The sequence below is a fragment of the Bacillus cereus group sp. MYBK227-1 genome (assembly GCF_051916325.1).
Taxonomy (GTDB): Bacteria; Bacillota; Bacilli; order Bacillales; family Bacillaceae_G; genus Bacillus_A; species Bacillus_A cereus.
Genome location: NZ_JBQAGK010000002.1, coordinates 207,205 through 220,795, shown reverse-complemented (window position 1 = coordinate 220,795; position 13,591 = coordinate 207,205). Strand labels below are relative to the sequence as shown.

Here is a 13,591-nt window from a genome sequence, read left to right as displayed (position 1 = left end):
ATAAAATAAAGATTTATCATGTAATTCATCAAAAAAAATGATACCTTTTCTGGAGGGATGATACTTGGATATAAAAGATTTAACTGTATTTTACGAAGTTGCGAAAGAAAAAAACATATCTCACGCAGCTAAAAATTTAAACTATGTACAGTCTGGCGTAACAATGCGTATGAAACAACTAGAAAACGAATTAGGTGTGCCTTTATTTTACCGAAACGGAAAAGGTGTAACTTTAACTTCTAACGGTGAGATTTTATTAACATACGCCAAACAAATTATCTACTTAATGGATCAATCTGTTAAAGCAGTTCAAAGTAATGGGATCGAACCAAGAGGCACTTTAAAAATTGGATGTACAGAATCTACAACCGCTGTAAGACTTCCATCTATATTAACAGCCTATTATGAGAAATACTCAAAAGTCGAATTGATTTTAGAATCAAATACGACGGAACAATTGATTAGGCTTGTACTAGAACGAAAACTGGACGGAGCGTTTATAGCTGGCTCTACTCAGCATGCTGAACTTCATACAAATATATTTCGTGAAGAAGAATTAGTTCTCATTAGCAAAAAGCCTTTATCTTCCTTTAAAGACATAGGAGACATGAATTTACTTGCATTTAGTCATGGGTGCTATTATAGAAATTTATTAGAAGATTGGCTTCAAGAAGAAGGAATTTCACCTAAGCGAGTATTAGAGTTTGGAACAATTGAAGAGATTCTCGCATGTGTAAAATCAGGTATGGGCATAGCAATTATGATGAAGTCTATTTTAAGTGGTCATAAACATGACGTATCATTCAATCCTTTACCAAATAGCTTCAAAAAAGTTCCTACTACTTTTATTACTAGAAAAGATATATATCACTCTGCTGCATTACAAAAATTTATGGAGATGACTCACAATGCGTGAAAAGAAAATACGTGGTATGAACCGAAAAACAAACACTATGATACAGCGAATTGAGGAACATACAAAAACGTTCCCTTCTACTTTCTATAACGATGAATATTGGAATATGCTATTGCCAGTTTCGCAAGCTTTTATTGACTCTCGTAAAACACCTAGAAAAGTAAAACGGTTATGTATTCAAACCTTATTAAATCAAGCAAATCATTTAATAAATATGAAACCGAGCGATACACATACATATCGAGTTGTTGTTTTGATTTCTATAAATAATTTGTGGGATTCGCAAATCATTATATTTAAAAATGAGGACTATTTTCATAATTTCTTTAATAGAAATAGTGAATTTCAAAAATGGATTCTTCTTTCAAATGAAATTGATTTTTGGGAGACATGGGAAATGTCAGTTTGTCATTCCTTCAAAACGCTTCACTTTCAAGAAATTATTTATGATGCAGATGAATGCTATGAAAAAGAGATTCTGTTTATTGGAGAGTTAGATTAAAAAGGGTATACCTAAAACACTGGTATACCCTTTTCCACTTATTTTTCCTTCAATACACTATGTAATCGATCCGGATAATTTGTAAACATTCCTGTAGCACCCCATTTGATTAACAGTCTCATATCTGGTTTCTCATTAATTGTATAAGGGTGAATTAACAGTCCATTTTTCCTAGCCATTTTCATATATGACTCATCAATAATTAGTTCCCCGTTATCATTACGTAAGTTTGGTCCAATACCAGCTGCATACTTTTTAATTTCTTGAAAATCATCATTTGTTACACTTTTCGGTTCATGTGTAATGCCAGACCATTCAACAATTTCATTGTTTTCATTTGGATAATACCAAAGCAATTGAACTAACGGAATATTTTCATTCATACTATGAATCTTTTTCAAACTATCTTTACTAAATGATTGAATCATAACACGGCTAGAAGACATGTTTTGGCCTACTAAATTATATTTTTGTAACAACGCCAACAATTTCTCTTCCATTCCTGGATACACATCTGGTGATTTTGTTTCAATATAATACTTCATACTTCTTCCATACTTTTGGAAGATTTCTTCAAGAGTTGGAACCTTTTGCCCAACATACTCTTGCTTAGCCTTTTCTGGATACGCTTTATTAAACCATGATCCAGCATCTAAACTCTTTATTTCACTTAACGTTTTATCGCGTACTTCGCCTGTTCCATTTGTAGTGCGATCAACTGCTGTATCATGCATTGCAATTAATTGGCCATCCTTTGTTAATTGGATATCTAACTCTAAATAATCCGCTTTCATTTTTTTCACTAGATTATAAGAAGCAAAAGTATGCTCAGGTGCATGTCCACTTGCTCCGCGATGTGCAATATTTAAAAACTTATTCGCATTCCCCTCATGCTTTCCTTCTGCCTTTGCATGAACAGCTCCCCCAGCAAAGATGCTTCCCGTCATAAAGAAAATAACTAAAACGCTAATAATCTTTCTCATCCTTCTAACCCTTCCTACGTTGCAAATTTCAACAAGCTAATGAGATTTACACGAAATAGAAGACACACTTTCATTATTTTTATAAACCTATATTAAAATTCCACTCTTATAAATATACTTTCTCTATATTATTAATATAAAAAACTAGTATTATCCTATTTAATTCCTATAGCCCTCCTTTTCACATGTAACTCCCTATTTTGTACGGTTCATTCAATAAAAAAAGCCATAAATTATTTAGGCTACACTCCTGTATCCCTAAATAAATTTATGGCTTTTCTCAAATATCTCCGGCCTCTATTAACTTGTCGAATTTAATCATATCAAACCTATTGAAATTTGTGAATATTTTTTTCAGTAGAGTGAAGCACATAAAACAATATTTCTGTAGTTACTTAAAAATCACATAATAAATTTCTCATTACCTCTTCCGATACTATATCTGGATTTACTACCGTTTTTTCCGAACGCCATCCGATAAAGCCATCTGGTCTAATTAATACAGCACCTCCATTCTCTATACCATATAATTTGCTAAAAATATCTTCTGGAACAACAAAGTCTCCACTTAAGCCAACACGATACCCTTTTATATTTATTCCTAATTTAGCTGAAACAGCATGTGCTGCCTCAGCCCAAGAACTATTTTCTACTCCTGTAAGTAATACAAAACTGTTACCGAATAAGTCTAATGTAGAAACTTTCTTCCCTTCATACGTTCCCCATAAATGTGGCGCTCGCGTTCCAGGTCTTCCGTTCAACTCTATGCTATCCATTCTATGCGGAGTGACTGAATCATCTATAATTGCCTCTGAACAATACTGATATCCAACTGTAACAGCTAAACCATCCATATTATTCAAACTGCCTTCCTCTCTATTCGCAGCACGAAACAGTAAACTACTTGCATAAGCTGTCGTTAATTTTGCAACAGAGTGTCTCTCTTCATGATATGTTTCTAACAATTTTGGTTTTGCCTTCCCTTTTATAACAGCCGCTAATTTCCAAGCTAAGTTATGCGCATCTTGTATTCCTGTATTTGAACCAAATCCGCCTGTTGGCGGCATAATATGTGCTGAATCTCCAACTAGAAAGACTCGATTTCCTTGAAATTTCATTGCTGTACTTTCGGCCGCTTCCCACGGTAAAACACTTAATATTTCTGACTCAACATTTGTACTTCCAATTGCTATTTCAATAATTTGTTTACAACGTTCCATCGTGAAATCCTCTGGTCCCTCTCCTTTTAATGGATCGTAGGCTACATGGTAAATCCATTTTTTCACGTTATCTACTGGGATCAGTGTACCAAGAACCTCTGGATGAAGTACCATAGAAAAACCGAATGCGTCTCCTTGTATAAACTCACTTAAGTCTGCTTCAAAATAAATATTCATATAATAGCCACCAATGGTTCCACGCCCCTCAGTTTTAATCCCTAACTGCTCACGTATTTTACTTTTCACTCCATCTGCTGCAATTACATAGTCACAATGTATGACACTTTCTTTTTCTGTTTCACGATTTCGAATCTTTGCTTTTACCCCGTTTTTATTTTGTTCAAATGAAACTAATTCATGATAAAAAGATAGTTGCCCGCCTAATGTTTTCGCTTCTTGTAACATCATCTCTTCTAAAATAATTTGATAACACGCAGTTTGTTTTGATGGACTAATCTTTTCTATTTTTTGAAGTAACTCTTCATCGTTTCCGTATTGTGTCGCTCTCATTTGTTCCAATTCTTCTTTATTCGCCTCAGCTATTGTATAAACCGCTATTCTTCCTCGGCAGTTCTCTAATGCTTTACCTGCCAATTTAATTCTTTTTTCCAAGCCTAATTCTCGAAATAACTCCATTGTACGTAAAGTAAGACCGCCTGCTTTCGGATGAATGGCAGTAGACGGATGCCTTTCAATAAGTAAGTACTCAATGTTATGTTTTGCAAGAAATAACGCAGACGCTAACCCAGATAATCCCCCTCCAACAATTAAAACTGGTACATAATTCGATTTCATATATTTCCCCTCCAAATCATTGTTCTGAGCTCAGTGACATAAATATAATCAAAAAAAACATTAAAATATAGACTTATATTTCATTTTGAATTATCATATAGATAGATTACGCCCCAAAATTCCTTTTACCTTTTCATACATCTATAATCCACCTGAATTGTGTCTGTATGAAAGTGTAAAACAAAAGAACGTACTTTACGTTGAACCATGTTCTATCGTAAAATTCAAAAATAATACAAACATTATAAGCGGTCGTAACCTTATGGATTATACAAGGTTACGACCGCTTATTTTATTGTTACATCATTTTTTGTTTTTAAAACCTCATCTATTGTGTTATGTAGTCCTTCCAATCCCTTTTCTATCTCCCTATAATTTTCAACAATAAAAAATTCATTCGTCTCGATTTTCTTTCTCAATATTGCACCTCATACAACAATCATGTAGCATTACCGTATCGAAGTAATGGTTCATCATCTTAAACCTTTCGACTAATTACCTGGAGGCAAAGTGATTGAAATGAATAAACAAGAACAATTAAATATTATAAAAAAAGATTTTATTGATTCTCAAAAAGTATTATTGGCAATTGGTGATGAAACGCGTCAAGCTATTTTATTAGTGCTAATGGAAACGGAATGTCAAACAGGATTACGTGTAGGAGAAATCACGAAGCAAACACACCTTTCCCGTCCAGCAGTATCACATCACCTTAAGATTTTACGAGAAGCTGGCATTATTTTAATGAGAAAAGAAGGTACAAAGAATTTTTATTATATTGATATACGTACAAAATTAGGTTTATTAAAAAATCTTGTATTAGATATTGAGAAGCTATTGCAAAACTTTTATTAAAACTTGGAGGTATAAGAAATGAAAGCAATGATAATTGATAGATATGGAAAAGTCCCAATGCGTATGGCAGAGGTACCTACTCCTGAAATAAATGAGTATGAAGTGCTCGCAGAAATTCATGCAGCTAGCATTAACCCAATTGATTTTAAAATACGCGACGGAAAAGTAAAAATGTTACTGAAATATGAAATGCCCCTAATCCTTGGTAACGACTTTGCCGGTGTCATCACGAAGGTTGGATCAAAAGTAACTCGTTTTAAAGTTGGTGATGAAATATATGCTCGTCCAAGAAAAAATAAGATTGGTACTTTCGCGGAGTATATAGCCATTCATGAAGATGATATAGCTTTAAAACCGAAAAATTTAAGTTTTGAGGAAGCTGCTTCGATTCCACTCGTTGGCTTAACATCATATCAAGCATTACATGACATCATGCAATTACAAAAAGGACAAAAGATTTTAATTCACGCCGGATCCGGTGGTGTTGGTACTTTCGCTATTCAGCTAGCAAAAATAATGGGTGCCATTGTTACAACGACTGCTAGTGAAGCTGGTGCGAATTTAGTAACGTCTCTTGGCGCAGATGAAATTATTAATTACAAAACAGAGAAATTTGAAGATATACTAAAAAATTATGATGCCGTATTTGATACAATCGGCGGTGCAACACTTGAAAAATCATTCAATATTATAAAAAGGGGAGGAAACATTGTTTCCGTTTCAGGCATGCCGAATGCTCGCTTCGGTAAAGAATTTGGTTCAGGATTCTTTAAAACTCTCTTATTTTCATTAGCCAGCAAAAAACTTACTGCACTTGAAAAAAAGCATAATGCTCAATATTCATTTTTATTTATGAAGCCAAGCGGGGATCAATTACGTACTATTGCAAACTATATTGAAGCCGGAAAAATTAAACCGGTAATCGATCGAGTTTTCCCTTTTGAAGATGCACAAAAAGCAATGGAATATTCAGAGTCTGGAAGAGCAAAAGGAAAAATAATTGTAAAAATTAAATAATAATAAAACCTCCATTTTCTTAAAATGGAGGTTTTAAATTTGCTGTTAAATAGACATAGTGCAATGAAGTCCTTACAATAGATTGCAAGGGGAAATATTATATTATACTTTTAGTTAACTTTACAAAGAATACATACGTACAAATACATAACTTAAAATACAAAAAGGAGGAGATACAATGACTAAAAATAATGAAACAGGTTGGAATTTAGATAATAGTTATACGACTTTACCACAATCATTTTATACAGAAATCCCCCCTACTCCCGTAAGTTCACCGGAGTTAGTTAAACTAAACCATTCATTAGCGATATCTCTTGGCTTGACCCCTGAAGAACTGAAAAAGGAAGCTGAAATTGCTATTTTCGCTGGTAATGCACTCCCAGAAGGAGCTCATCCATTAGCTCAAGCATATGCTGGTCATCAATTCGGACATTTTAATATGTTAGGCGACGGTCGTGCTCTTTTAATTGGCGAACAAATTACTCCTTCAGGTGAGCGTTTCGATATTCAACTGAAAGGTTCTGGCCCTACTCCCTATTCACGCCGAGGAGATGGCCGTGCTGCACTCGGTCCGATGCTACGTGAATATATTATTAGCGAAGCAATGTATGCACTCGATATTCCAACTACCCGCAGTTTAGCAGTTGTCACAACCGGTGAACCAACCTATCGTGAAACAAAGTTACCTGGAGCAATTTTAACTAGAGTAGCTAGTAGCCATATTCGCGTCGGTACATTTCAATATGCTGCAGCTCGTGGTTCAATAGAGGACCTGAAATCACTAGCTGACTATACGATAAAAAGGCATTACCGAGAAATTGAATCTCATGAAAACCGATATACTGCATTACTACAAGAAGTCATTAAAAGACAAGCCAGTCTTATCGCAAAATGGCAACTTGTTGGATTTATTCACGGCGTAATGAACACTGACAATATAACGATCAGTGGCGAAACAATTGATTACGGTCCTTGTGCATTTATGGACAATTACGACCAAGGAACTGTATTTAGCTCTATTGACACACAAGGTCGTTATGCATATGGAAATCAACCATATATGGCCGCATGGGATCTAGCACGACTAGCTGAATCTTTAATACCAATTCTGCACGAAGATGAAGAAGAAGCATTAAAAATCGCTCAAGACGAAATTTCGAAATTTAGCGTACAGTATGAAAAACAGTGGTTCCTTGGAATGAAAAAGAAATTAGGACTATTTAGCAACGAAGAACAAGATCACTCACTTATTAAGCAACTTTTAAAAATGATGGAGAAATATAAAGCGGATTACACAAATACATTCCGTTCATTAACTCTTGATGCTATCGAAAATACAGCTCTATTTGAAAGTCCTGAATTTAAAGAATGGTACAAACTGTGGCAATCTCGATTAGACAGACAAGAACAATCGAAAGAAAACGCCTACGAGATGATGAAAAATAATAACCCATCAATCATCCCGAGGAACCACCGTGTAGAAGAAGCATTAGAAGCAGCTGTTACAAATGACGACTATAGCGTAATGGAGAAACTTCTTGAAGCTTTATCAAACCCTTATGCGTATTCTACAGATCAAGAAGAATACTGCGCTCCGCCTGCACCGACGAATCGCCCTTATCGTACTTTTTGTGGCACTTGATTAAAAATTTGTTTTTATTTTAACCCAAAAATTTATTAAGTTAACTATTAATCACAAACTTAAAAGTTGCTTTCAATATTGAAAGCAACACATTTAGTATCCAACCTTAAACAAGTCACAAATTATAATTTGTGACTTGTTTAATTACCCACGTTCAATAGAAGATTTGTTTTGCAGGCATCGTTGTATCTTCAGAGACAGCATATGGATTTTCATTAGGTTTTATAATTATAAACGTTCCACCATATCCACTTTGAGCTAATTTATTACAAAGACCTTCTACCATAAAACCCCATAACTCCAGCTGCTATTCCCATTATAGATAATCCAAGTTTTTTCTTTATTTCAATGCTTCTTTTTCAAATATTCTCTTTTTTATTTCATAACTCATAAAAAAATACTTTTCTGCTTTTTCTATATTACCTACTTTATGAAACTCTAATGCCAGACTTTCAGTATATTCGTGAATATACTCCGATAAATTCTTTCTTTCAAAGTAAGAAAAACCTTCGAGAATAATTTTTTCTATTTTTTCTACCTCTAAATGCTGACAAAATCCCTTTAGAATTAAAAAGTGATATCTATATTCATCATTTTTTAATTCCTCACAAACCTTCAATCCACTTTCAATTAATTCCTTCGCTTTTTCTATTTCACCTAATTTATAATATTCTCTTGCCTCTAAAAAGATTGCCTTATAATGAGTAGGCATTTTTTTAGAAACCTCAGATAAGTGTCTAATTGCTAAAACTGAAAGATTTTGACTCGCATACAATAAACCTAAATTATGTCTGATTCTTAATACTAACATTTCAGCATCATTTTTTTGTAAAATGTTTATTGCTGACGCAATATATTCCTCACCTTTATCATGCTGCTTTAATTCCGAAAAAGATAATCCTAATATATTTTCGCACAGCGCTATGTTCACTTCATACCCTGCTTGTTTAACAAAGATATCTCTTGCTTTTGAAGCGTATTCAATAGCTGAATATGCGTAATGCAAGTGGTATTTTAATATAGCAACTCTATAATTAAACTCTGCATATTCAATTTCATCTGAAATATGCTCTAATAACCCTTCAGCTTTTTCAAAATAGTTGCTAGCTTCACTATAATTAGTAAGAATTGTATAATGAATGGCTTTGAATAAATAATAATAATAATTAGAATATTCATCATTTGGTTTAGGCAATGCATCTATTTTATCAAAAGCTTTTTTCAAATTACCTAAACCATCTATTAACACTTTATATCGAAATTCTAACAGATAATAGTGAAATAAAACCTTTACATCTGATTCGATAATATAAAGCTTTTTATCGATCTCCCCTTTTAATTTTTTTGCTTCACTTATACGTTGAGCTCTAATATCTCGATACCAATCATTCAGCATCTTAGTAATTAATTCATTGCCAGTGATTTGTATATTCATCAAATCCACTCTCCTTCTTTTAATTATCATAAAAATAACATAATTCGATTATTTATATCTATCTATATATATATTCCTCAACAATTGAACGAAATTCATTCACTGAATTTCGTTCAATATTTTAATAAATCCGCTGTAAATATGAATACTTTTTCTTATAACCTCTGAATATGAGTATCCTTAAAATCCGTCTCATATTTCAATCCATATCCAAACATTCGATCCATTCCAATATGTGCTGTCCATATTAAGCCAATCATTATAACGGTATCTATCTTAAAATAGACACCTATTAGAACAATTAATATGGATATGATATATGTGTGACATACATTATATATTTTCGCACCAACGTGATTATTAATCCCATATGCTAACATTGATAGATCCGGCGCTAAAAGGAATACAAAAAATATAATCCAACTAAACTCATATATCGAATACATATAAATCGTGGCTAAAAATACAACCATTCCTTCAAAATGTACAATACGTTTTTGCATTATTTATCATTCCTATTTTTCTATATTTATTGATACATTTTCATCGCTGAAAGTGTTCTTTGCATTTTTTGACCAGATGGTTGCTAATATTGGCCCTGCAATGTTATGCCATACTGCCGCTAATACACTTGGGAGTGCAGCAGCCGGTCCAAAATGCAAAATACTTTCCAGCTACATTACTTATCGCTTCTAGTACTTTCATCCACTCAGCCCCTATCTTTTAATTGAAACACCTTATTCGGATTCAAAATATTTTGCGGATCAAGAGCTTTCTTTATTTTCTCCATTACAAATAATGCTGCCCCATGCTCTTCTTCTTGATACTTTCGTTTTCCGATTCCAACGCCATGTTCTCCTGTACACGTTCCTCCTCGTTTAAGAGCATACTGAACGATACTTTCATTTATTTCGTCTGCCTTCTTCACTTCCTCTTTATCATTTGTATCAATCATTAAAAGTACATGGAAATTCCCATCCCCAACATGACCGAGAATACCGCCAATAAGCCCTACTTTATCTAATACCTCTTTCGCATGTTGAATCGCTCCAGCTAATTCCGAAATTGGCACACATACGTCTGTACTCATTAGCTTTTTACCAGGATAACTATGCACGTAAGAGTACGCTAAGTTATGTCTTGCATCCCACAGTTTATTTCTCGCTGCTGTTTCCATCTCAAACGCAATTTCTATACATTTATGATCAAGAACGATTTCTTTCGTAAATTCAATATCTTGCTTTAACCCTGCTTCATTGCCGTGAAACTCTAAAAACAGTGTCGGTTCTTCTCTGTAACTTGTTTCATTGTAATGATTTACTTGTTTCATAGATAATTCATCAACGAGTTCAATTCTCGCGATTGGAATACCTGCCTGTAATATGTTAATTACAGCTTCTACTGCATCATTTATAGTTGGAAACGATGCCCTCGCAGCCATAACATGTTCTGGTATACCGTATACTTTTAAAGTTAACTCCGTGAAACATCCAAGTGTTCCTTCTGAGCCTACGAAAATACCATTTAAATGATAACCTGATGATGACTTTGCCGCTAAATTCCCGGTATGTATTACTACTCCATCAGCAAGAACGACTTCTAAATCTCGGACTTGATCACGCATTACCCCATACTTTACCGCTGTCGTTCCGCTCGCATTTGTAGCAGCCATTCCTCCTAACGTTGCATCAGCTCCTGGGTCTACACTAAAAAATAATCCATACTTTTTCAATTCTTTATTAAGTTGAGAGCGCGTCACCCCTGGCTGTACTCTCACAAGAAAATCCTTTTCTCTTATTTCAAGTATTTTGTTCATAAGAGAAAAGTCCATTGTAATTCCTTTTTCGTAAGGAATTACATGTCCCTCTAAACTGGACCCTACTCCAAATGGAACGACAGCTGTTCCGTGCTGACTCGCTATTTTCATTATCGCGCTAACTTCTTCGGTCGTTTTTGGAAAAACAACTACATCAGGTAAACTACTAACATGGTAAGATTCATCTTTACTATGTAACTCTCGTACTGTCATATTTATTACTACTCGATCTTCAGGAAGTATGCCTTTTAATTCATTTACTACATGTTCAATTATTATTTCCATAATCAACTCTCCTTTTTAAATTTAAAACAAGTATACCATCTTTATACAAAATAATTAGAAAAATGAGTTTTTTAAACCTAAACATACAAAAAAGAACCTGCAGCACACGCTACAAGTTCTTTTTCACTACATTTTAAACGATTTCTTTACTAACAACATAAACCAAATTAAAGTAACTGCCATCAACGAATGAGAAAACCCTACAATATAAGTTAACCCTTTAAAGTCAGCTCCATTTAACTGAAGAAGCCCTCTCGCTGCTAGCGAACCTAACATTAATGTTAATGCAATGTTATGTAAAACAAACCACTTATTAAACCCTTTCACTTCATGAAACGCGAATACTTTTGCTAATCCTAAAGCAATTAAAAAGAAGAAAAAGCCAAGTACAAGTGTATGTGTATGCAAAAGATTTAACAAAGTAGATCCTAAAATCCCTTTATACTTACCATACTCCCTAGCGAAAATCCCTGATAATAAACCGATAATCAAATACGTAAACGATGCATTATATAATTTCTTCATTATGTACCTCCTTGAGTAGAATGTGTAGTGTGTCATATTTAGTAATAATGATAGTTATATAGTAAAAACTCCTAGTCACCTAGGAGTCATTGTATAAGTATCTCACTCTTTACAATCAATCCTAATTATAAAATATCTCTCTATACAAAACAAACGAACTTTATGTGAACAAACACCCCCATTAAAATATGTTGCATTTTTGTTTTACACAATCCATACTAATTGTTATAACTTTTTAAAGGTGGTGTAATAATTGATAGTTCTTGAAACCGAACGTCTAAATCTTCGTTGGTTTGATATAAAAGACGCTTCTTTTATTCTTGAGTTAGTAAACGATCCTGCATGGATTCAGTTTATCGGTGACAAAGGGGTTAGAAACTTAGAAGATGCAAAAAATTATATTGTAAACGGTCCCATCGATATGTATAACAAACTCGGATTTGGCCTTTACTTAGTAGAACGAAAAGAAGATCTCACTCCACTTGGTATGTGTGGCCTTATTAAAAGAGATTCATTAGAAGACGTTGATATCGGATTTGCCTTTTTAGAAACATTCCGTTCAAAAGGATATGGCTACGAGTCAGCTTCTGCGATAATCGAATACGGTGTACAAAAGCTCGGCATGAAACGAATTGTAGCAATTACTTCTATAGATAACATTGCCTCAGGAAAGCTTTTAGAAAAAGTAGGATTACGATTTGAGAAAATCATTTCAGATTCAGGAGAAGATTTAAAATTATTTGGGTATAACGCATAGTAAAGAAGGTCGCCTTGAATGGCGACCTTTTTTACTACTTTACTGATCTCGTAATAATACTTTTAGTTACATTATAGTTTTGCAGTAATTCTTGTGATTACCACTATCCCTTTCATATCACATTTTTGGAAATTCATAGAAATAAAACTTTCACTTCTAAATAAATTATATTAATATATTAAACAAAGGAAGTGAAAATAAATGGGACAACCGCTATTTTTATTAGTTCTTCAATTCATTGCATTTATATTAATTATTTGTATCGTATATGGAATCTTGTACAATACCGTATTGAAATTAAATATGCCCAAATGGACTGCACATATAGTAGCTACGGTATTTTCACTTGGTATCGCCTATCAAGCTTTTATAAATTTCATTTGAATAACCTTTTTAGCAATTACTTCTATTGTTGATGCAGTAAAGCTTTTAGAAAAGCAGGATTGCAATTTGAGAGGGTTATTTCAAGATCAGAAAACGTAACCATTTTTTATAAAGTCTTTCCAGCGCAAAATAGTGAAGAAGTTAGTTCCGCTGAAAGTGTGTTTGCATAAAAAGAAATGAATTTAATTGATGCTACAAAAATTTTATTTTAATTCTGGTTCTATTGTTTGGAAGCGTTCTAGGGTACCATTTGTGTGGACTTTAAAAATTTTCATTTGCGCACCAAAATGTTGCGTTAAGTAAAATGTATCACCAGTTATTAAATTTCCAATCTTCCAATCAGGTTGATATGTACTTTCCATGGAACTTTCTAAATCCCCAATCATTATTAAATTGATATATAATGAAGATGAACTACTCAACATTTTCGTTAAAGATAGTCTATCAACCTCTAAC

General features: G+C 33.6%; 16 protein-coding genes and 1 pseudogene. 7 read left to right on the top strand and 10 right to left on the bottom strand.

Annotated elements, in window-relative coordinates:
• Positions 1-64 precede the first annotated feature (64 nt).
• Positions 65-916 carry a LysR family transcriptional regulator gene (locus tag ACTFRM_RS08205; RefSeq protein WP_440043180.1) on the top strand — a complete coding sequence of 284 codons (852 nt, stop codon included), beginning with the start codon at positions 65-67 and terminating at the stop codon, positions 914-916.
• Positions 909-1,418, top strand: coding sequence for a DUF3916 domain-containing protein (locus tag ACTFRM_RS08200; protein ID WP_440043179.1), 510 nt, complete (start codon positions 909-911; stop codon positions 1,416-1,418). Before ACTFRM_RS08205 ends, ACTFRM_RS08200 begins: the two co-directional genes overlap by 8 nt.
• A gap of 38 nt (positions 1,419-1,456) precedes the next feature.
• Here the strand turns inward: ACTFRM_RS08200 and ACTFRM_RS08195 are convergent, their stop codons facing one another.
• The 3 genes from ACTFRM_RS08195 to ACTFRM_RS08185 form a co-directional block, all read right to left on the bottom strand.
• Positions 1,457-2,401 carry a glycerophosphodiester phosphodiesterase gene (locus tag ACTFRM_RS08195; protein ID WP_098400787.1) on the bottom strand — a complete coding sequence of 315 codons (945 nt, stop codon included), beginning with the start codon at positions 2,399-2,401 and terminating at the stop codon, positions 1,457-1,459.
• Positions 2,402-2,796: 395 nt separating this feature from the next.
• Complete coding sequence (locus tag ACTFRM_RS08190; RefSeq protein ID WP_440043178.1) at positions 2,797-4,416, bottom strand: FAD-dependent oxidoreductase; 1,620 nt, start codon at positions 4,414-4,416, stop codon at positions 2,797-2,799.
• A 287-nt stretch (positions 4,417-4,703) separates the two neighbouring features.
• The gene (locus ACTFRM_RS08185; RefSeq protein ID WP_001227549.1) at positions 4,704-4,835 is read right to left on the bottom strand and encodes a hypothetical protein; all 132 of its coding nucleotides are present in this window, start codon (positions 4,833-4,835) and stop codon (positions 4,704-4,706) included.
• A 91-nt stretch (positions 4,836-4,926) separates the two neighbouring features.
• Between ACTFRM_RS08185 and ACTFRM_RS08180 the strand changes: the two genes are divergently transcribed.
• The 3 genes from ACTFRM_RS08180 (at position 4,927) to ACTFRM_RS08170 (ending at position 7,933) form a co-directional block, all read left to right on the top strand.
• Positions 4,927-5,271: an ArsR/SmtB family transcription factor gene (locus tag ACTFRM_RS08180; RefSeq protein WP_000571870.1), complete on the top strand. Its 345-nt coding sequence runs from the start codon at positions 4,927-4,929 to the stop codon at positions 5,269-5,271.
• 18 nt (positions 5,272-5,289) lie between these two features.
• A complete protein-coding gene (locus tag ACTFRM_RS08175) occupies positions 5,290-6,288 on the top strand; it encodes an NADP-dependent oxidoreductase (RefSeq protein WP_000646438.1) in 999 nt (332 codons plus the stop codon).
• A 178-nt stretch (positions 6,289-6,466) separates the two neighbouring features.
• Positions 6,467-7,933, top strand: a complete 1,467-nt coding sequence (locus ACTFRM_RS08170; RefSeq protein WP_440043177.1) for a protein adenylyltransferase SelO — start codon at positions 6,467-6,469, stop codon at positions 7,931-7,933.
• A 154-nt stretch (positions 7,934-8,087) separates the two neighbouring features.
• Here the strand turns inward: ACTFRM_RS08170 and ACTFRM_RS08165 are convergent, their stop codons facing one another.
• From ACTFRM_RS08165 to ACTFRM_RS08140, 6 genes and pseudogenes are all read right to left on the bottom strand, one after another.
• Complete coding sequence (locus ACTFRM_RS08165) at positions 8,088-8,219, bottom strand: hypothetical protein (RefSeq protein WP_000229167.1); 132 nt, start codon at positions 8,217-8,219, stop codon at positions 8,088-8,090.
• A 54-nt stretch (positions 8,220-8,273) separates the two neighbouring features.
• The gene (locus ACTFRM_RS08160; protein WP_048519228.1) at positions 8,274-9,368 is read right to left on the bottom strand and encodes a histidine kinase; all 1,095 of its coding nucleotides are present in this window, start codon (positions 9,366-9,368) and stop codon (positions 8,274-8,276) included.
• A 155-nt stretch (positions 9,369-9,523) separates the two neighbouring features.
• A complete protein-coding gene (locus ACTFRM_RS08155; protein ID WP_001172063.1) occupies positions 9,524-9,871 on the bottom strand; it encodes a DUF4260 domain-containing protein in 348 nt (115 codons plus the stop codon).
• Between the two features lie 12 nt (positions 9,872-9,883).
• Positions 9,884-10,027 (bottom strand): annotated as a pseudogene (locus ACTFRM_RS08150) (bile acid:sodium symporter family protein); the annotation flags it as partial.
• A gap of 50 nt (positions 10,028-10,077) precedes the next feature.
• A complete protein-coding gene (locus ACTFRM_RS08145; RefSeq protein WP_440043176.1) occupies positions 10,078-11,469 on the bottom strand; it encodes an FAD-binding oxidoreductase in 1,392 nt (463 codons plus the stop codon).
• A 126-nt stretch (positions 11,470-11,595) separates the two neighbouring features.
• On the bottom strand, positions 11,596-11,994 hold the full coding sequence (locus tag ACTFRM_RS08140) for a DUF2871 family protein (protein ID WP_000737893.1): 399 nt from the start codon (positions 11,992-11,994) through the stop codon (positions 11,596-11,598).
• Positions 11,995-12,247: 253 nt separating this feature from the next.
• On the opposite strand from ACTFRM_RS08140, the gene ACTFRM_RS08135 reads away from it, so the two are divergent.
• Entirely contained in the window at positions 12,248-12,751 is a 504-nt protein-coding gene (locus ACTFRM_RS08135; RefSeq protein ID WP_000636213.1) for a GNAT family N-acetyltransferase, read from the top strand.
• Positions 12,752-12,952: 201 nt separating this feature from the next.
• Positions 12,953-13,135, top strand: coding sequence for a hypothetical protein (locus ACTFRM_RS08130; protein ID WP_000531430.1), 183 nt, complete (start codon positions 12,953-12,955; stop codon positions 13,133-13,135).
• Between the two features lie 203 nt (positions 13,136-13,338).
• On the opposite strand, the gene ACTFRM_RS08125 is transcribed toward ACTFRM_RS08130, so the two are convergent.
• Positions 13,339-13,521, bottom strand: coding sequence for a DUF5065 family protein (locus tag ACTFRM_RS08125; RefSeq protein WP_002000399.1), 183 nt, complete (start codon positions 13,519-13,521; stop codon positions 13,339-13,341).
• Positions 13,522-13,591: the final 70 nt, after the last annotated feature.